Raw genomic sequence first — 17,447 nt, 5'->3', positions numbered from 1 at the left:
TTAACGCCACCTGGGCGGGCGCCGCTCGAAGAAGGCCGCCAGTCCCTCCTTCGCCTCGTCGCTCTCCCAAGCCTCCACCAGTTGCTCGATGACCCGATCAATCACCGCGTCGGTGATCGGCATGCCGAGGGACCGCGCCAGCGCCTTCGCGCGGGCGCTGGCCTCCGGCGAGGCGGCGAGCAGATGACGGATCTCGGATTCGACGGCCTCGTCGAGCGCCTCCTCGGCAACGACGCGCGACAGCAGGCCGGCGGCATGCGCCTGCCAGGCATCGATGACCTTGCCGGAGATGAAGAGCGGACGGGCCTGCGCCTCGCCGATGCGGGCGACGACATAGGGGCTGATGGTAGCAGGGATGATGCCGAGGCGCACTTCCGTCAGGCCGAAGCGGGCGGTGGCGGCTGATATCACCATGTCGCAGACGCTGAGAATGCCGATGCCGCCGCCAAAGGCATTGCCGTGGACACGAGCGATCAGCGGTTTCGGCAGTTCGTTCAGCACCTTGAACAGCATGGCCAGCCGCCGCGCCTCGACCATGCGGCCTTCGCGCGTTGCCTCGAACTGGGCACGCATCCAGCCGAGATCGCCACCGGCGCAAAAGCTCGCACCCTCGCCACGCAGCACCACGACCCGGACCGCCCTGTCGCGACCGAGATCGCGGGCAGCGGTGGTCAAGGCATCGATCATCTCGGCCGAAAGCGCATTGTGCTTGTCCGGGCGCGCCAGTGTCAGGCTGGCGACGCCGCGCCCGTCGATGGCGATCCGGATCGTTTGCGATGTCATGAGGCGCTCCTGAGGCTGCGGGCATAGGCGGCGGCGTGGGCGAGCTTTTCCTCGTTGAGGCCGGTCTCGTAGCCCTGCGTCGTCAGGTAGTCGTGAACCGCGACGGTGTCGACATTGCCCTTGGCGCCCGGCGCGAAGGGACAGCCGCCAAGGCCGCCGGCGGCCGCATCGAAGACGCGCAAGCCGCGCTCCAGGGCAACGGCGATGTTGTCCAAAGCCCGGCCGGACGTATCATGAAAATGGCCGGCGAGCATGCCGGCGGGCAGCGCGCCGAGCACGGCCTCCAGCATCCGGTTGACCGCCTCCGGCGTTCCCCTGCCGATCGTGTCGCCGAGGCTGATCTCGTAGCAGCCCAGCTCCGCCAATTGCCGGGCGACACCGGCGGCGCTCGCCGACGGCACGGCGCCTTCATAGGGGCACTCGACGACGCAGCTCACATAGCCACGCAGCGGGATACCGCGCTCGCGGCTTGCCATCGCCACCGGCCGGAAGCGCTCGATACTGTCTGCTATCGAGCAATTGATGTTGCGCATCGAGAAGGTTTCGGACGCCGAGGCGAAAATCGCCACGTCATCGGCCCCGGCGGCGACCGCCGCCTCGAAACCCTGCATGTTGGGCGTCAGCGCCGCATAGCGCACGCCCGGCCGACGCTTGATCCCGGCCATGACCTCGGTCGCGTCGGCAAGCTGCGGTACCCATTTCGGGCTGACGAAGCTGGTGACCTCGATGCGCTCGAAACCGCAATCGGACAAGAGATCGACCAGCACGATCTTCCCGGCCGTGTCGATCGGCTGCTTTTCGTTCTGCAGGCCGTCGCGCGGCGCCATCTCGACAATGGTGACATGCCTGGAAGAGCGGTCGGTCATGGCGAATCCTCCGGTCGCAGCGACAGGAGGACGGCGCTTTCGCTGGTCTGGTCTCCCTCGCCGACATGCAGGCTTTCCACCACACCGTCGCGGGCGGCCACCAATGTCAGCTCCATCTTCATCGCCTCCATGACGATCAAAGCCTGCCCCCTGGTTACGGCATCGCCCTCGCGTACCCGGACGATCTTGATCAGGCCGGGCATGGGCGCCACCAGCCGGTCGCCGCCGGAAGCGCTCTCCTCGCCGCCATCGAGCGGATCGGGGCGGTGGAAGTGATACGTTCGCCCGTCGAGGAACAAGGTCATACCGGCGGGTGCCTGAACGTGACCGACGCTCGTCTGCCTCCCGTCGATCTCGACGCGCTGGTTGCCTTCGCGGTCATGGGCAAGCAGGCGCACCGCAATCGCACGGTCGTCGAAAGCGACCCCGAACAGCCCTTTTCCCTTCGCCGTCACACGGCAATTTTTCCGCCCGCCATCCTCAAGATGCAGGACGACCGGCCGGCTTGCCTCTCCCCAGAGCCGCCAGGCACCGAGCGAGAGCCAGGGATCGGCGCCATCGGTGCGAGAGAATCCGCCAGCCTCGGCAATGGCGGCGACGGCAAGCGCGGCATCATCGGGCTGATACAGCGATGTCAGCGCCTCCACCTCCCGGTCGATCAGGCCGGTATCGGGATGGCCCGCGGCGAAAGCCGGCTGGCGACTGAGGCGGATGAGGAAATCGAGATTGGTGATAGTTCCCGCCGCCTGAGTCCGCTCCAGTGCCCGCGTCAGCTTGGCAAGAGCGGCCGGACGATCGGCGGCATGCACCGTCAGCTTGGCGATCAGCGGATCGTAATACGAGGTGATGCCGTCGCCTTCGCGTACGCCGGCATCGATGCGGACATCGCCTTCGGGAAAGCGAAGATGCGAGAGCCTGCCGGTTGCCGGCAGGAAGCCGCGCGACGGGTCTTCGGCATAGATACGCGCCTCGAAGGCCCAGCCGTTTATGACGAGCTCTCCTTGAGTCTTCGGCAGCGGCTCGCCGCTCGCGACACGCAATTGCCACTCCACCAGATCGACGCCGGCGATCGCCTCGGTGACGGGGTGCTCGACCTGCAGGCGGGTGTTCATCTCCATGAAGAAGAAACGGTCGGGCGACAGGCCATCGGAAACATCTGCAATGAACTCCACCGTACCGGCGCCGCGATAATCGATGGCGCGGGCGGCGCGAACCGCCGCCTCGCCCATGGCGCTACGCATCTCCGCCGTCATACCTGGCGCCGGCGCCTCCTCGATCACCTTCTGGTGCCGCCGCTGCAGCGAGCAATCGCGCTCGAAGAGATGCACGGCGTTGCCGTGGCTGTCTCCGAAGACCTGGATCTCGATGTGGCGGGGCTGGACCAGATATTTCTCGATCAGCACGGCGTCGTCGCCGAAAGCGGATTTGGCCTCGCGCTTGGCCGCCTCCAGCGAGGCCGCAAAATCCTCCGGCCGGTCGACGCGACGCATGCCCTTGCCGCCACCGCCCGCCCGCGCCTTGATCAGCACCGGAAAGCCGATCTCGGCCGCTCGTTCAGCGAGGAAGGGGGGCTCCTGCCGGTCGCCGTGATAGCCGGGCACGACAGGCACGCCGGCCCGCTCCATCAGCGCCTTGGCGGCATCCTTCAGACCCATGGCCCGGATCGAGGCCGATGACGGGCCGATAAAGGCCAGGCTTGCCGCCTCGACCGCTTCGGCAAAATCGGCATTTTCCGAGAGGAAGCCATAGCCGGGATGGATGGCTTGCGCGCCGGTGCGCTGGGCCGCGGCAATGATCTTCTCCTTCGAAAGATAGCTCTCACTCACCGCCGCCGGGCCGACATGGACCGCCTCGTCGGCGAGCGCCACATGCATGGCATCCCGATCGGCATCGGAATAGACGGCGACCGTGCGGATGCCGAGGCGTCTTGCCGTCCGGATGATCCGGCAGGCGATTTCCCCGCGATTGGCGATCAGTATCTTCGAAAACATCGGCAGACCCTATTGCGCGGCAACGACCTCGACTTCCAGCAGCCAGGCGGTGTCGAAAATCCCGGCGATCACCACCGTCATGGCCGGCGTGAGCGAGCCCAGATATTCGCTGCGGATCTCGCGGTTTTCCATCGTGTGGTGGCGGTCGGCAAGATAGGTCGTCACCTTGACGATATCCGCCTTGCTCATGCCGGCTGCCTTCAACTGCGCATCGATATTGAGCCAGGCCTGACGGGCCTGCGCCTTGAATCCATCGGGAAGCTCATCGTCCGATGTCATCGGAATCTGACCGCTGACGAACAGCAATCGCTCGAAATTCTCGAGCTTCACGGCCTGGGCATAGCCGCCACGAGGTTGTGGTGCATTCTTGGCATTGATATTATCGCGTTTCATCTCCATCTCCTCACATCCTGAACAGACCGAAGCGCGTGTCTTCGATCGGCGCGTTGAGTGCTGCGACAAGCGACAGAGCCAGCACGTCGCGGCTCTTGCGCGGATCGATGATGCCGTCGTCCCAGAGGCGGGCCGAGGCGTAGAGCGGGTGGCTCTGGGTTTCGAACATCTTGAGCGTCGGCGCCTTGAAGGCGGCCTCTTCCTCTTTCGTCCATGGCTTTCCGGCGCGGCTCAACGCTTCGCCCCGCACGGTGGCAAGCACGCCGGCGGCCTGCTCTCCGCCCATGACCGAGATTCGGCTGTTGGGCCAGGTCCAGAGGAAGCGCGGCGAATAGGCGCGGCCGGCCATGCCGTAATTGCCGGCGCCGAAGGAGCCGCCGATCAGCATGGTGATCTTCGGGACCTTGGTCGTAGCGACAGCCGTCACCAGCTTGGCGCCGTGCTTGGCGATGCCCTCGGTCTCGTATTTGCGGCCGACCATGAAGCCGGTGATGTTCTGCAGGAAGGCCAGCGGGATCTTGCGCTGCGAGCAAAGCTCGACGAAATGCGCGCCCTTCAACGCCGATTCCGAGAAGAGGACGCCGTTATTGGCGATGATCCCCACGGGAATGCCGTGGATATGGGCGAAGCCGCAGATCAGCGTCGTGCCGTAGCGTGCCTTGAATTCATCGAGGCGGGAGCCATCCACCATGCGGGCGATGACCTCGCGCACGTCATAGGGCGTGCGCAGATCGGAAGGGACGATGCCCAGGATATCCTCGGGATCGTAGAGCGGCGGCTCGGGCGCGCGCAGTTCGACACTCTCGGGCTTGCGGCGATTGAGATTGGCGACCGCCTGCCGGGCGAGCGCAAGCGCATGGGCATCGTCGCGCGCCAGATGATCGGCAACGCCGGACAGGCGCGTATGGACATCGCCACCGCCAAGATCCTCGGCCGAGACCACTTCGCCAGTGGCAGCCTTGACCAATGGCGGTCCGGCAAGAAAGATCGTCCCCTGCCCCTCGACAATGATGGTCTCGTCCGACATGGCCGGCACATAGGCGCCGCCCGCCGTGCACGACCCCATGACCACGGCGATCTGCGGAATGCCGGCGGCCGACATATTGGCCTGATTGTAGAAGATGCGGCCGAAATGCTCGCGATCCGGAAAGACCTCGTCCTGGTTCGGCAGGTTGGCGCCGCCGGAATCGACCAGATAGATGCAAGGCAGATTGTTTTCCGCCGCGATCTCCTGGGCGCGCAGATGCTTCTTCACGCTCATCGGATAATAAGTGCCGCCTTTGACCGTGGCATCGTTGCAGACGATCATACAATCGCGGCCGGAGACGCGGCCGATGCCGGCGATCAGGCCCGCGCCTGGCGCCTCGTCGCCATACATGCCATGCGCAGCCGTCGCGCCGATCTCCAGAAACGGTGTTGCCGGATCGATCAGCCCCGCCACCCGGTCGCGCGGCAGCATCTTGCCGCGGCCGACATGCCGCTCGCGCGCCTGCGCGCCACCGCCCTCCGCTGCCCGCAGAACAGCCGCCTCGGCCACGCCGATCGCTTCCAGCATGGCGGCGCGATTGTCCCTGAAGCGCTCGGAATGCGTCGATATTTCTGATTTCAGGACGGTCATTGACTTGGCCTATTTGCTACCATATTTTGATACCAATAATTTGCCGTAGCGGAACGACCCATGAATTCGAAGCAGCGGCAAACGCTGGAAGCCATTTTCACCAACCCGGTGAAAGCCACGATCAAATGGCAGGATATCGAAGCACTGCTGGTGGCGATTGGCTGTGAGGTGTCGGAAGGAAATGGTTCGCGCGTCCGTTTTACGCTGGGCGGTCGAACGTTGTTCATCCATAGGCCACATCCAAAGCCCGATACGAAGCAATATGTGGTGCGCACCGTCAGGGAATTCCTGACAGATTTGGGAATAAAGCCATGAGATCTTACAAGGGATATACCGGTTCGGTGGAGTTTGATGAGGATGATATGGTTTTTCATGGCCGGATCGTTGGCATCAGAGATATCGTGACCTTTGAAGCGGAGACGGCGCAAGAGCTGGTGCAGGCCTTCCGCGACAGTGTCGATGACTATCTGGCATTCTGCGCGGAGAGATCGCAGGAACCCGATCGGCCATTTTCGGGGAACCTGTCCCTGCGCATGACTCCGCGCCTGCATCAGCAGGTCGTTCGCGCTGCGGGGAACAAGGCTCAGTCCGTCAATCAATGGATCACCGATACGTTGACGGAAGCAGCTTCTCGAGATGCGGAGTCGGCTTCCATGGTTGTGAAGGCATAGGTACTTCCCTGAATTCACTGATGTTGCGCTTTCAAAATCAGGCAGTCTCGGCAAACAGCTCCCGCCCGATCAGCATGCGGCGGATTTCGGAGGTGCCGGCGCCGATCTCGTAGAGCTTGGCGTCGCGCAGCAACCGTCCGGCGGGATAATCGTTGGTATAGCCATTGCCGCCGAGCGCCTGGATGCATTCGAGTGCAAGCGCCGTCGCCTTTTCGGCGGCATAGAGGATGCAGCCGGCCGCATCCTTGCGCGTCGTCTCGCCGCGATCGCAGGCGGCGGCGACCGCATAGACATAGGCGCGGGCGGCATTCATGGTGACATACATGTCGGCAAGCTTGCCCTGCATCAGCTGGAACTCGCCGATCGGCTGGCCGAATTGCTTGCGCTCGTGCAGATAGGGCAAAACCACGTCCATGCAGGCCGCCATGATGCCGACGGGACCGCCTGACAGTACGACGCGCTCATAGTCGAGGCCGGACATCAGCACACGAACGCCGCCATCGGCCTGCCCCAGCACATTCTCCACCGGCACTTCGCAATCGATGAAGACCAGTTCCGAGGTGTTGGAGCCGCGCATGCCGAGCTTGTCGAGCTTCTGGCCGACGGAAAAGCCCTTGAAGCTTTTTTCGACCAGGAAGGCGGTGATGCCACGCGGGCCGGCATCGGGTGCGGTCTTGGCATAGACGACCAGCACCTCGGCATCCGGTCCGTTGGTGATCCACATCTTGCTGCCATTCAGCACATAGCGATCGCCATGCCGTTCGGCATTGAGCTTCATCGACACCACGTCGGAGCCGGCGCCCGGCTCCGACATGGCGAGCGCGCCAACATGCTCGCCGGAAATCAGCTTCGGCAGGTAGCGCGCCTTCTGCTCGCTGGTGCCGTTGCGGTTGATCTGGTTGACGCAGAGATTGGAATGGGCGCCGTAGCTCAGGCCGACGGAGGCCGAGGCGCGGCTGATCTCCTCCATGGCGACCGTATGGGCGAGATAGCCGAGGCCGGCACCGCCATAGGCTTCGTCGGCGGTGATGCCGAGCAGGCCGAGATTACCCATCTCCTGCCACAGATGCATCGGGAAACCATTGTTGCGGTCGATCTCGTCGGCAAGCGGCGCCACGCGCTGCTCGGCAAAGCGGCGCACGCTGTCGCGCAATGCCTCGATTTCATCGCCGAGCGCGAAGTTCAATCCCCCAGCATACATCGGCCTCTCCTCCCACTTTTAAAAATGCGCGATCCCGAAACCATTCGCGCCGGGGATCGCGCTTTCCTCATACCCTCTTGCAACCCTCACGCCGCATCGGCGGGAACGTGGCGTTTCTCCTCAGGCATTTCATAGGCTTTCAGCTTCTCGGCGATGCGCGCCATGATCTTGCGGGCGGCCTCCTCCTTGACCGGTCCGTAGCCTCTGATCTCATCGAACAATGACAGAATGGCAAGGGCCTCCGTCTCATTATCGGCGCGCAGTCGGCTGAGGACGCGTTCGGCGATCCCTTCATAGTCGCCGATCAACCGGCGCTCCAGACGGCGTTCAGCCATATAGCCGAAGGGATCGAAGGCGGTGCCGCGCAGCCGCTTCATCGGTGCGAGCGCCCGCAGCAGCGGCAAGATCCAGGCACCGAATTCGCGCTTCTTCGGCCGGCCGTTCGGGTCCTTGCCGCCAAGGATCGGCGGGGCAAGATTGAGGGCCAGTTTGAAATCGCCTTCCATCTCTTCGCGCAGATGCGCTTCGAAAGCGGGATCGGTCAGCAGCCGCGCCACCTCATATTCGTCCTTATAGGCCAGCACGCGCGCATAGGCGACGGCGACGGCGAAGGGCACCTTGTCGGAAAGCTGAGCCTTGGCGGCCGCAGCCGACGCGCGCGCGACGGCGGCGGCATAGCGATCGGCGAGCGCGCCATCCTGATAGGCCGTCAGATGCGCCTTGCGATGGACGACCAGCTCGTCGAGGCTCATCTCGGCCAAGGTCTTTCCGGCATCCGGCTCCGCCATCATGTCATGCACGGCCTTCGGATCATGCGCCAGCAACCGGCCCCACTGGAAGGCCGAGAGGCTGGCCTTGACGGCGACGCCATTGAGCTCGATCGCCTTCTCGATGGCTTCCAGCGACAGCGGCAGCAGGCCGCGCTGCCAGGCAAAGCCGGTGAGCAGGATATTGGTCGACATGGCATCGCCGGTGACTTCGGTGGCGACATGACCGAAATCGAGGAAGACGGACCTGTCGCTGACGGTCTTGGCGATGGTGTGCTGCACCGAGCCGATCTTGAAATCGAAATCGCGGTTGCGGACGAAATCGGCAACCGGCATGAGGCCGGTATTGACGACGGCCGTGGTGCGGGCGGTGGCGCAAAGGGTGATCGCATCCTTGGAGGCGCCGACCACCTCATCGGCCGCGAGCAGGAGATCGGCGCCGCCATTGACGATGCGTGACGAGGTGACGTCGGCCTCACTATGGCCGATGCGCAGATGGCTCATCACCGCGCCGCCCTTTTGCGCAAGGCCCGCCATGTCGAGGATCATCGGCACCTTGCCGTCGAGATGGGCGGCCATGCCCAGGATGGCGCCGATCGTCAGGATGCCGGTGCCGCCGACGCCAGCGATCGCAATGTTCCAGGGGCGCTCGCCGAGAACCGGGACTTCCGGCATCGGCACCTCGGCATCGGCATGGTCCAGCCCCTTGCGCTTGCGGCGCTTGCCGCCATGGACGGTGACGAAGGACGGGCAGAAGCCCTTGACGCAGGAGAAATCCTTGTTGCAGCTCGACTGGTTGATCTGGCGCTTGCGGCCGAATTCGGTTTCCAGCGGCTCGACGGAAATGCAGTTGGACTGCACCGAGCAATCGCCGCAGCCTTCGCAGACGGCGGGATTGATAAAGACACGCTTGGCCGGGTCTTCCAGCAGGCCACGGCTCCGCCGGCGGCGCTTTTCCGCAGCACAGGTCTGCACATACACGATGGCCGAGCAGCCCTCGGTCTCGCGCAATTTCAGCATGACCTGATCGATATGGTCGCGATGCAGCACCTTGACGCCGGGCGCAAGGTCCGCTGCCGGATAGGCTTCGGGATTTTCGGAAAGCAGATAGATCGGCGTCACGCCCTCGTCGTGCAACTGCTTCGTCACGAGCTGCGGCGTCAGATAGCCGTCGATCGGCTGGCCGCCGGTCATGGCGACGGCGTCGTTGTAGAGCAGTTTGTAGGTGACATTGACCTTGGCGGCGACAGACTGGCGGATGGCGAGGATGCCGGAGTGGAAATAGGTGCCGTCGCCGAGATTGACGAACATGTGCTTTTCGTCGGTATAGCGGGCGATCGCCGTCCACGGCACGCCTTCGCCGCCCATCTGCGTGAAGGTCTCGGTGTTGCGGTCCATCCAGGTGACCATGTAGTGGCAGCCGATGCCGGCGATGGCGCGGCTACCCTCGGGAACGCGGGTGGAGGTGTTGTGCGGACAGCCGGAACAGAAGAACGGCGTTCGATTGAGCGGCGCGACATGGGTGCGGCTGATCTGGCCGCGCTCGGCGAGATAGACGAGCTTGGCGGCGATGCGGTCATGTAGGCCCCGATCGAGATCAAGCTTGAGGATGCGCCCGGCAATGGCGCGCGCGACGGCACCGACGGTCAATGCCGCCGACAGGCTGAGATAGGGCTTGTCGTGTTCGTCGAACTTGCCGACGATGCGCGGACGGACGTCGGCACGCCAGTTGAAGAGCTGCTGCTTGATCTGGTTTTCGATGATCTCGCGCCGTTCCTCGACGACCAGCACCTCGTCCAGTCCCTCGGAGAAATGCCGGACCGCCTCCGGCTCCAGCGGCCAGGGCATGCGCACCTTCAGGATGCGCAGGCCGATGGCGGCCATTTCCCTCGGACCGATTTCCAGCTCGCGCAGCGCCTGCAATACGTCCTCATAGGCCTTGCCGGAGGAGATGATGCCGAGGCGGGCGTTCGGCACATCGTGCGTAATCTCGTCGACGCGATTGGCGCGGGCGAAGGCGATGGCGGCATAGGCCTTATAGGTCTGCAGCCGGTCGTCCTGGACGAGCGGCGGATCGGGCCAGCGCAGGTTCAGGCCGCCGGGCGGCAGCTCGAAATCGGTCGGCAGCACGAATTGTCGCTTTTCGCCGGAGAGATCTACGGCCGCTGTCGTCTCTATCGTGTCGGCTATGAACTTCATGCCGACCCAGCAACCGGAATAGCGCGACATGGCGATGCCGAGCAGGCCGTATTCGAGGAATTCGTGGATGGAGGACGGGTAGAGGACCGGAATGACCGCCGACATGAAATCATGGTCGGTCTGATGCGGCATGGTGGAGGATTTGGCGGAATGGTCGTCGCCGGCGAAACAGAGGACGCCGCCATGTTTCGACGTACCGGCGGCATTGGCATGCTTCAGCACGTCGCCGGAGCGGTCGACGCCGGGGCCTTTGCCGTACCAGATGCCGAGCACGCCGTCCTTGCGCGCGCCGGGCGATAACCCGACCTGCTGCGTGCCCCAGACAGCGGTGGCGGCAAGGTCTTCGTTGATGCCGGGCTGGAAAGTGACGTCATGCGCATCGAGGTAAGTCTTGGCTTTCAGAAGCTGCTGATCGTAGCCGCCGAGCGGCGAGCCGCGATAGCCGGATATGAAGGCGGCAGTGTTGAGACCAGCGGCGCGGTCGCGGCGCATCTGGGTCATCGGCAGCCGCACCAGCGTCTGCAGGCCGGTCATGAAGACGCGGCCTTCCTCTGCGGTATATTTGTCGTCTAGCGATACGCTGGTCGCAAGCATCTGCTCTCCTCCCGAGATCGCAGTCATCGATTGCGCATATGGGTTTTCGCCAAACGCCTCCTACCGCGTCCGAGGAAAACTGTGAGTCGATTTTAACATGTGGCAATGCTAATTTCCGAACGAAGGCGGCCTATCAACAGCATGATTTGCAAAGATTCCGGGTGGCTTGCGGATATTTTCGTGCTTGCCCCCGACGACCCGCCCTCGCCCTTCGAGGCTCCGGCTTGCAGCCTCCACATCTCGGGTGAAGACTGATCTTTCGTGCCCCGTCGCCGCAACATCTGCACTGTGTTGCAAACCACGAAGCCGGTTCCGCCTCATCCTGAGGTGCATTTCACAGAAATGCCTCGAAGGACGATGCGGCCCGAGTGCCTGCCATCCATCACGAGCTTTCATCGCCCCATCAACGGCAGCCCCTTTTCCTTACTTGCGCCCACCAATAACGTGCACCTGACTCAATAACCGGGAGACCCCACATGCTGACGATCTACGGCGTCTATCGCTCGCGCGCATCGCGCAACTATTGGATGGCCGGGGAACTCGGCATCCCGTTCAAATCCGTGCCCGTCATCCAGTCCGGCCGGGTCGACAATCCCGCAAGCACCGATGCGCCGCTCAACACGAAGTCGGCGGAATTCCTGGCCATCAATCCGATGGGCATGATCCCCTGTATCAAGGACGGCGATCTGATCATGCATGAATCGCTGGCGATCAATCTCTACCTCGCCCGCAAGCATGGCGGTCCGCTCGCCGGCGAGACGGTGGAGGAAGAAGGGCTGATGTCGATGTGGACCATGTGGGCGGCAACCGAAGTCGAGCCCTACAGCGTCGCGCTCGTCAGGATCTACGACAATGCCCAGGAAAACAGCGAGGCCGGCAAGGCGGGGATCGCGGTTGCCTGCCGCCGGCTGAAGCTGCCGCTGGGCGTGCTGGAACAACATCTTCGGAACCAGGACTATCTCGTCGGAAACCGCTTCACCGTCGCCGATCTCAACCTCGCCGAAGTGCTGCGCTATGCGCAGACGGAACAGGCGCTGTTCGGCAGCCATCCGAAGGTGAAGGCATGGATCGAGCGCTGCCAGTCGCGCCCGGCCTACAAGGCGATGCAGGCAACGCGCAGCCAGGAGCCTATCTGAGACCGCCTCACTGGAAGAGCCGCATGCTCGCTTCCATCTCCTCGCGAATCCAGGCCTTGAAGACCGTGACCTTCTTGGTTTCTCGCACGCCTTCGGCCGTGATGAAATAATGTCCGAAGCCGGTCTTGGCGCGAATGCCGAAGGGATCGACGAGGCATTTCTGTTGCAGCGCATAGGCCGCCAGCGTCTGCCAGGCGAGCATCACGCCCTGGCCGGCGATGGCGGCATCCAGACAGAGCGAGGCGTCGTTGAAGATATGCCGCTCTTCCATGCATTTGCCGGAAAGACCGACCGGCTTCAGCCAGACGTCCCAGCTGAACATGGCATGTCCGTCAATGACGGCGGGCACGCTCAAGAGATCGGCTGGCTCCTTGAGCGTGGCTGCGATCTGCGGCGTGACGACGGGAAAGACTTCCTGCGCCAGCAGCAGCTCGGATTTGACGCCCGGCCATTGCCCGCTGCCGACGCGGATGCCGATATCGACATCCGATGTGGCCGGATTGACCAGTTGCGTGGTCGCGTCGATCCGCAGGCGAATATCCGGATGCCGCTTGGCGAAGCGATCGAGCCTGTGCACCAGCCAGCGGGCGGCGAGAACCGGTGCCACGGAGATGGTGAGAATATTGTCGTCGCGATGCTGCGCGAGCGTGACGGCGGCAGACAGGGTTCGAAACGCCTCCCGGAGCCGCGCGAGTACCGCCGCGCCGGCCTCGGTCACCACCATGCCCTTCGACGTGCGGTCAAACACCGGCCGGCCTAATTGCGCCTCGGCCTTGATCACCTGCTGGCTGACCGCACCGATGGTGACGCCAAGCTCGTCGGCCGCCGCCTGCAACGACCCAAGCCGGCCGACCGCCTCGAGGGCGCGAAGCCCGTTCAAATGCACGCTGTTGAGATTTTTCATATAGAATATCTATATCAGCGTCCCGGCATTCTCAATTGAAATTCCGCGCGAAATGCACGATCATCACAGCATAGAGTTGAAACCTGCCGCCACAGACCCACTGAATGCCCAAGGGCATATAGTCGCGGAGAGACGAGGAGGCATGTCATGTCGATACTGAAGCTTTTCTTCAATCATCTGCTGGACGAGGATCGCGCACGGGAAGACGACCCGCTCAGTCATCCCGTGCTGGAAGCGATGTCGCTGGAGGAGCTGGCCGACCTGCCACTCATGCCGGAAAATCTGGGGCGGTCGACGGGAAAGCGGGAAGCTTGCCCGAATGAATGCGCGTAAAGAAAAGCGACAGAGTTTGCAGCCCTGACAAGGATGACATGAAACCGGACAGCGACACCAATGCCATCCTCCAGCGCCTTTTGCGGCTCGTCAGTGCCGCTCACCTACCCGAGGTCGAAATCAGCACCCATTATGGCCTGCCGGCGCTGAAGGTCGGCGGCAAGGCATTTGTCTCGATCAAGAATACCGAAACCATCGTCCTGTCCTTGCCCGTCGACTGCAAGGAACAACTGATCGAGATAGCGCCGGAGATCTATTTCCAGTCGGATCATTATATCGGCTGGCCATCGCTGCCGGTCCGCATCGCCAAAATCGGCGACACGGAATTGCAGGTTCGGCTAACCGAGGCCTGGCGGTTCCGCGCACCAAAGAAGCTGCGGACCGCCGTCGACGCCATCTGATCAAGCCTGCTGCGCGGCAAGCGCCCTTTGCACCGCCGGGCGTTCCAGCATGCGGGCGTGATGAGCACTGACCTTTTCGAAGCGGGCCAGATCGACGCCGTCGCCGGGCAGCCAGCGTGTCAGGGTAAAGAGATAACCATCGGCGACGGTATATTGCTCGCCCATGACCCATGGACTTTCCAGCATCGTCTCTTCGATCAAGGCAAAACTTTCGCCCATGGTCTGCGGCACCTTGGCCTTCATCGCCTCGATTGCCGCGGCATCGTCGGTCCAGCGATGACCGCGCATCTTATGGGCATGATTGATATGCACGGTCGAGGCGAGATAGCTGTTGAAGGCCTGCATGCGGGCGAATTCGAAGGAATCGTCGAGCGGCGCCAGTTTTGCCTGCGGGGCGATCTGGGCGACATAGGCAAGGATCGCCACATTCTCGGTGATGACACCCTTGTCGGTGATCAGCGCGGGAACGCGGCCCTTTGGGTTGATCGCCAGATATTCCGGCGAACGCTGCTCACCGTTGGCGAAGCTGATGGGCCGGGCTTCATAAGCAAGACCGGATTCTTCAAGCGCGATCAGGCTCGCGAGCGCACAGGTGCCTGCCGCAAAATACAAATTCAGCATGATATCGATTTCCACTTCGTTGGAGACTGGGCGAACTATAGCCGGTTTGCATTTGGGCGAAAGCCATGATCGTCCGCGAAGTATGGGGCCGACCCTCGTGGTGAGGAGGCCTATGGGGCCGTCTCGAACCACGAGGGCGGGTGTCAAGCAGCCCTTCAGCCGCAGCCGGGCACATCCTCCAGCCGATGCCAGACCGGAATGCCGCGCTCGCGAGCGATGCGGACGTCGTTGTCGGCACCCTTGGACTCGCCCGGCAATCTCAAAACGCCCTCGCACAATTGCAGCAGCCGGTGTGCGGTCGGGTGGAAAATCTCCTCATAGAGATCATCGCCGATGCTCTTGCCGCCGGCGGCGTGCAAGACCGGCAGGGCAACCCATTCGCCGATCATCGGCAGATGCCCTGCCCTGAACAGCGCGTGGGAGGGTTCTTCCAGCCGCTTGAGATTTGCGGCCATCTTCTGGGGATCGTCCCCGGTTCCGGAGCGATAGGGTCCGGCAATCAGGATCAACATGTCACATCTCCTTTTTCTCCTGCCTCCTGCAGGAATTTGCACGAAAATGCATTAAATTTCTTGATTGTCGACTCATTTCTGGTAGTTTCATGAAAATTCATGATTTATCGTGCGAAAGCAGACGGCATGCTCACCAGTCAACGAAAGACCCTCATCCTCGATATCCTCCGCCGTGACGGCCAGGTGATCGCCAAGGCGGTCGCCGACGATCTCGGCCTGTCCGAGGATACAATCCGCAGGGATCTTCGGGAGATGGCAGCGGAGAAGCTGCTGAAGCGCGTGCATGGCGGCGCATTGCCGCTTTCGCCTGAGCTGCCGGATTTTACCGCGCGGCAAAGCTTATCATCGGAGGTGAAGCGTCGGCTCGGCGCCTATGCCGCTGGGATGGTTCGGCCGGGACAGACTGTGTTTCTCGATGGCGGCACGACGAATGCGGAGATCGCGCGGCATCTTCCCAGGGATTTCGCCTTCACGATCGTCACCCACAGCCCGACCATATCAGGCGAACTGGAGCATCATCCGACGGCCGAAGTGATCCTGATCGGCGGCAAGCTCTACAAGCATTCGATGGTAGCGACGGGGGCCGTGGCAATGGCGGCGATCTCGCTGGTGCGGCCGGATATCTTCTTCCTCGGCGTCACCGCCATTCACCCCGCCCGCAGTCTTTCGACCGGCGATTTCGAAGAAGCCGCCATCAAACGGCACATCGCGCAATCTTCGGCGGAAACCTATGTGCTGGCGACACAGGAGAAGCTGGATGCGGCCTCTCCCTGCCACATCCTGCCCATCACGGCGGTTTCGGGCATGATCGTGCCGTCGGATATTGCGGAGGGAAGCCTGGCACCCTATCGAGATGCCGGCGTGAATGTCCTCGTCGCGTAAGCCTTATCAAGCCGTCAACGCTGCCGTCGCCCTGATATCGCCGACATGGATGCGGTTCCAATTCTTGAGCGCCTTGTTGGCCATGGCCATCAAACCGGCATTGATATCACCATCTTTTTCGAAGAAGCGGGCGAGCGTCGCAGCCACCATGGTTTCGGCGGCGCGCGTGGTGCCGTCATCGCATTTGAGCGCGATCGCGATGCCCTGTTCGGGGATCGCCGCGCAGAAGACGCCTTCTGCACCGGTCTTGGCGAAAATCCTGCCGGGAGCGATCTGCATCAGCTTCGTGCAGGCACGGTCCGTGCCGGCGACATAGAAGGGTTCGGCCATGCAGGCGTCGATCAGACGGCGCGAAGCCTTGGTCCGCAACGGCTCCAGTCCATTGCCGGTCGCCATCCTGGCAAATCCATGCGCCAGTCTCTGGAGCGGCACGGCATAGCTCGGGATGGCGCAGCCGTCGATGCCGCAATTGTCGTGACCGAGCGGCGTGCCGGTCAGGCTCTGCATCGTCGCACGGATCTGCTGTTGCAGCGGGTGGTCGTAGCCGACATAGCCGGTGGGATCGATATCCTGATGAGAGCAGCCGCAGATGAAACCGGCATGCTTGCCCGAACAATTGTTGTGCAGCGCCGTCGGCTTGTCGATGGTGCGCGCCTGATGGATGATCGTCTTCTGGTCGAAGGACCAATGCGCGCCGCATTCGAGCGTGGCGGCGTCGCGGCCGGCGCGCGCCAGCATGGATGCGGCGAGCGCCACGTGTTCGTCCTCGCCATTATGGGAGGAGCAGGCCAGCGCCAGTTCCTTCGCGCCGAAGCCGTAAGCGTCCGCCGCGCCGCTTTCGATCAGCGGCAGCGCCTGCATCGCCTTGCAAGCCGAACGCGGAAACACCGCCCGGTCGACATCGCCGATCGACAGAACCAGCTTGCCGTCGCCATCGACGACCGCAACCGAACCGCGATGACGGCTCTCGACAAGATTTCCACGGGTGACTTCGACGCAGACGGGATTGGACATGATGGGAAGCGCTCTTCGATTTGCGGGATGCGCTATTGTTAGCCGCTGCTGGGAGGGTTGCCAATCGGCATGTGAGGGCTAAGGAAGACTGAGCGGAGCCTGAAAAGGAATCTGGCCCGCAGACTGGATCGTGCTATTATCGCACGCACAGCTGATCTGGAGATGTCCATGCCGCAATCGGCGCGAACCATGCATATCGATTTTCCAAATGAATTGCAGTCTCAGGTCGATGATCTTGCTGCGCAAACTGGCCGTTCGAACACCGATATTGTGACGGTAGCGGTCGAAAGCTACTTACGCAATCAGGCCCGCTGGCAGCAGGATATGGATACCGCATTGAAAGACGTCGACAATGGCCTGGGTTATGCCGGTGACGATGTCTTGGCATGGTTGGAAAGTTGGGGAGAGGATGCGGAGCTGCCGCAGCCTTCGCTTTTGCACAAGCAATAGCTCCACTCATGGATATTCGCTTTTCCCGCGATGCCATGCGCGATCTGCAGGAACTCAAGCACTGGCTGAAACCGTTGAGCCCACAGGGATATGGCAGCGTATCGAAACGGC

At 62.7% G+C, this 17,447-nt stretch carries 18 protein-coding genes; 7 read left to right on the top strand and 11 right to left on the bottom strand.

Translation table 11 applies throughout. The features are described 5' to 3' along the window. From FHX11_RS08260 to FHX11_RS08240, 5 genes are read right to left on the bottom strand one after another with little or no spacing between them, the layout of a single operon-like run. A complete protein-coding gene (locus FHX11_RS08260; RefSeq protein ID WP_184356876.1) occupies positions 1-783 on the bottom strand; it encodes a crotonase/enoyl-CoA hydratase family protein in 783 nt (260 codons plus the stop codon). Then, positions 780-1,649: a hydroxymethylglutaryl-CoA lyase gene (locus FHX11_RS08255; RefSeq protein ID WP_184356874.1), complete on the bottom strand. Its 870-nt coding sequence runs from the start codon at positions 1,647-1,649 to the stop codon at positions 780-782. The genes FHX11_RS08260 and FHX11_RS08255 overlap by 4 nt, the downstream gene beginning before the upstream one ends. Next, positions 1,646-3,640, bottom strand: coding sequence for an acetyl/propionyl/methylcrotonyl-CoA carboxylase subunit alpha (locus FHX11_RS08250; protein WP_184356872.1), 1,995 nt, complete (start codon positions 3,638-3,640; stop codon positions 1,646-1,648). The genes FHX11_RS08255 and FHX11_RS08250 overlap by 4 nt, the downstream gene beginning before the upstream one ends. Positions 3,641-3,649: 9 nt before the next feature. Continuing rightward, on the bottom strand, positions 3,650-4,033 hold the full coding sequence (locus FHX11_RS08245) for a RidA family protein (RefSeq protein WP_184356870.1): 384 nt from the start codon (positions 4,031-4,033) through the stop codon (positions 3,650-3,652). Positions 4,034-4,043: 10 nt separating this feature from the next. After that, complete coding sequence (locus FHX11_RS08240) at positions 4,044-5,651, bottom strand: carboxyl transferase domain-containing protein (RefSeq protein ID WP_184356868.1); 1,608 nt, start codon at positions 5,649-5,651, stop codon at positions 4,044-4,046. Positions 5,652-5,711: 60 nt separating this feature from the next. Here FHX11_RS08240 and FHX11_RS08235 point away from each other — a divergent pair, with 60 nt between their 5' ends. Continuing rightward, the gene (locus FHX11_RS08235) at positions 5,712-5,966 is read left to right on the top strand and encodes a type II toxin-antitoxin system HicA family toxin (RefSeq protein WP_184356866.1); all 255 of its coding nucleotides are present in this window, start codon (positions 5,712-5,714) and stop codon (positions 5,964-5,966) included. Continuing rightward, positions 5,963-6,322 (top strand): type II toxin-antitoxin system HicB family antitoxin, encoded by a 360-nt coding sequence (locus FHX11_RS08230; RefSeq protein ID WP_184356865.1) that lies wholly within the window; start codon positions 5,963-5,965, stop codon positions 6,320-6,322. Before FHX11_RS08235 ends, FHX11_RS08230 begins: the two co-directional genes overlap by 4 nt. A 37-nt stretch (positions 6,323-6,359) precedes the next feature. Here FHX11_RS08230 and FHX11_RS08225 read toward each other — a convergent pair whose 3' ends face one another. Together FHX11_RS08225 and FHX11_RS08220 are read right to left on the bottom strand one after the other, a co-directional pair. After that, complete coding sequence (locus FHX11_RS08225; RefSeq protein WP_184356863.1) at positions 6,360-7,523, bottom strand: isovaleryl-CoA dehydrogenase; 1,164 nt, start codon at positions 7,521-7,523, stop codon at positions 6,360-6,362. Between the two features lie 86 nt (positions 7,524-7,609). After that, entirely contained in the window at positions 7,610-11,083 is a 3,474-nt protein-coding gene (locus tag FHX11_RS08220) for an indolepyruvate ferredoxin oxidoreductase family protein (RefSeq protein WP_184356861.1), read from the bottom strand. A gap of 476 nt (positions 11,084-11,559) precedes the next feature. Here FHX11_RS08220 and FHX11_RS08215 point away from each other — a divergent pair, with 476 nt between their 5' ends. Continuing rightward, a complete protein-coding gene (locus FHX11_RS08215) occupies positions 11,560-12,219 on the top strand; it encodes a glutathione S-transferase family protein (RefSeq protein ID WP_184356859.1) in 660 nt (219 codons plus the stop codon). A gap of 7 nt (positions 12,220-12,226) precedes the next feature. Here the strand turns inward: FHX11_RS08215 and FHX11_RS08210 are convergent, their stop codons facing one another. Next, entirely contained in the window at positions 12,227-13,123 is an 897-nt protein-coding gene (locus tag FHX11_RS08210; RefSeq protein WP_184356857.1) for a LysR substrate-binding domain-containing protein, read from the bottom strand. 147 nt (positions 13,124-13,270) lie between these two features. On the opposite strand from FHX11_RS08210, the gene FHX11_RS08205 reads away from it, so the two are divergent. Together FHX11_RS08205 and FHX11_RS08200 are read left to right on the top strand one after the other, a co-directional pair. Then, on the top strand, positions 13,271-13,456 hold the full coding sequence (locus tag FHX11_RS08205; protein WP_184356855.1) for a hypothetical protein: 186 nt from the start codon (positions 13,271-13,273) through the stop codon (positions 13,454-13,456). A 38-nt stretch (positions 13,457-13,494) separates the two neighbouring features. Beyond that, complete coding sequence (locus FHX11_RS08200) at positions 13,495-13,857, top strand: MmcQ/YjbR family DNA-binding protein (RefSeq protein ID WP_184356853.1); 363 nt, start codon at positions 13,495-13,497, stop codon at positions 13,855-13,857. Here FHX11_RS08200 and FHX11_RS08195 read toward each other — a convergent pair whose 3' ends face one another. Further along, entirely contained in the window at positions 13,858-14,478 is a 621-nt protein-coding gene (locus FHX11_RS08195; RefSeq protein ID WP_184356851.1) for a glutathione S-transferase N-terminal domain-containing protein, read from the bottom strand. It abuts the gene before it with no gap. A 155-nt stretch (positions 14,479-14,633) separates the two neighbouring features. Beyond that, positions 14,634-14,990, bottom strand: a complete 357-nt coding sequence (locus tag FHX11_RS08190; protein ID WP_184356849.1) for a DUF4406 domain-containing protein — start codon at positions 14,988-14,990, stop codon at positions 14,634-14,636. 126 nt (positions 14,991-15,116) lie between these two features. Here FHX11_RS08190 and FHX11_RS08185 point away from each other — a divergent pair, with 126 nt between their 5' ends. Next, positions 15,117-15,872 (top strand): DeoR/GlpR family DNA-binding transcription regulator, encoded by a 756-nt coding sequence (locus tag FHX11_RS08185; protein WP_184356848.1) that lies wholly within the window; start codon positions 15,117-15,119, stop codon positions 15,870-15,872. A gap of 6 nt (positions 15,873-15,878) precedes the next feature. Here the strand turns inward: FHX11_RS08185 and FHX11_RS08180 are convergent, their stop codons facing one another. After that, positions 15,879-16,886, bottom strand: coding sequence for an asparaginase (locus FHX11_RS08180; RefSeq protein ID WP_184356847.1), 1,008 nt, complete (start codon positions 16,884-16,886; stop codon positions 15,879-15,881). A 168-nt stretch (positions 16,887-17,054) separates the two neighbouring features. Here FHX11_RS08180 and FHX11_RS08175 point away from each other — a divergent pair, with 168 nt between their 5' ends. Further along, the gene (locus FHX11_RS08175; protein WP_184356846.1) at positions 17,055-17,336 is read left to right on the top strand and encodes a hypothetical protein; all 282 of its coding nucleotides are present in this window, start codon (positions 17,055-17,057) and stop codon (positions 17,334-17,336) included. Positions 17,337-17,447 lie beyond the last annotated feature (111 nt).

The sequence above is a fragment of the Rhizobium sp. BK602 genome, from assembly GCF_014195095.1.
Taxonomy (GTDB): domain Bacteria; phylum Pseudomonadota; class Alphaproteobacteria; order Rhizobiales; family Rhizobiaceae; genus Rhizobium.
The sequence above is the reverse complement of the archived record's forward strand: the minus strand, read 5'-3'. Positions and strand labels throughout refer to the sequence as shown.

Bases quoted from the DNA above. Each gene is read 5' to 3' on its own strand.
- FHX11_RS08260 (WP_184356876.1), bottom strand. From the start codon at position 783: ATGACATCGCAAACGATCCGGATCGCCATCGACGGGCGCGGCGTCGCC.
- FHX11_RS08255 (WP_184356874.1), bottom strand. From the start codon at position 1,649: ATGACCGACCGCTCTTCCAGGCATGTCACCATTGTCGAGATGGCGCCG.
- FHX11_RS08250 (WP_184356872.1), bottom strand. From the start codon at position 3,640: ATGTTTTCGAAGATACTGATCGCCAATCGCGGGGAAATCGCCTGCCGG.
- FHX11_RS08245 (WP_184356870.1), bottom strand. From the start codon at position 4,033: ATGAAACGCGATAATATCAATGCCAAGAATGCACCACAACCTCGTGGC.
- FHX11_RS08240 (WP_184356868.1), bottom strand. From the start codon at position 5,651: ATGACCGTCCTGAAATCAGAAATATCGACGCATTCCGAGCGCTTCAGG.
- FHX11_RS08235 (WP_184356866.1), top strand. From the start codon at position 5,712: ATGAATTCGAAGCAGCGGCAAACGCTGGAAGCCATTTTCACCAACCCG.
- FHX11_RS08230 (WP_184356865.1), top strand. From the start codon at position 5,963: ATGAGATCTTACAAGGGATATACCGGTTCGGTGGAGTTTGATGAGGAT.
- FHX11_RS08225 (WP_184356863.1), bottom strand. From the start codon at position 7,523: ATGTATGCTGGGGGATTGAACTTCGCGCTCGGCGATGAAATCGAGGCA.
- FHX11_RS08220 (WP_184356861.1), bottom strand. From the start codon at position 11,083: ATGCTTGCGACCAGCGTATCGCTAGACGACAAATATACCGCAGAGGAA.
- FHX11_RS08215 (WP_184356859.1), top strand. From the start codon at position 11,560: ATGCTGACGATCTACGGCGTCTATCGCTCGCGCGCATCGCGCAACTAT.
- FHX11_RS08210 (WP_184356857.1), bottom strand. From the start codon at position 13,123: ATGAAAAATCTCAACAGCGTGCATTTGAACGGGCTTCGCGCCCTCGAG.
- FHX11_RS08205 (WP_184356855.1), top strand. From the start codon at position 13,271: ATGTCGATACTGAAGCTTTTCTTCAATCATCTGCTGGACGAGGATCGC.
- FHX11_RS08200 (WP_184356853.1), top strand. From the start codon at position 13,495: ATGAAACCGGACAGCGACACCAATGCCATCCTCCAGCGCCTTTTGCGG.
- FHX11_RS08195 (WP_184356851.1), bottom strand. From the start codon at position 14,478: ATGCTGAATTTGTATTTTGCGGCAGGCACCTGTGCGCTCGCGAGCCTG.
- FHX11_RS08190 (WP_184356849.1), bottom strand. From the start codon at position 14,990: ATGTTGATCCTGATTGCCGGACCCTATCGCTCCGGAACCGGGGACGAT.
- FHX11_RS08185 (WP_184356848.1), top strand. From the start codon at position 15,117: ATGCTCACCAGTCAACGAAAGACCCTCATCCTCGATATCCTCCGCCGT.
- FHX11_RS08180 (WP_184356847.1), bottom strand. From the start codon at position 16,886: ATGTCCAATCCCGTCTGCGTCGAAGTCACCCGTGGAAATCTTGTCGAG.
- FHX11_RS08175 (WP_184356846.1), top strand. From the start codon at position 17,055: ATGCCGCAATCGGCGCGAACCATGCATATCGATTTTCCAAATGAATTG.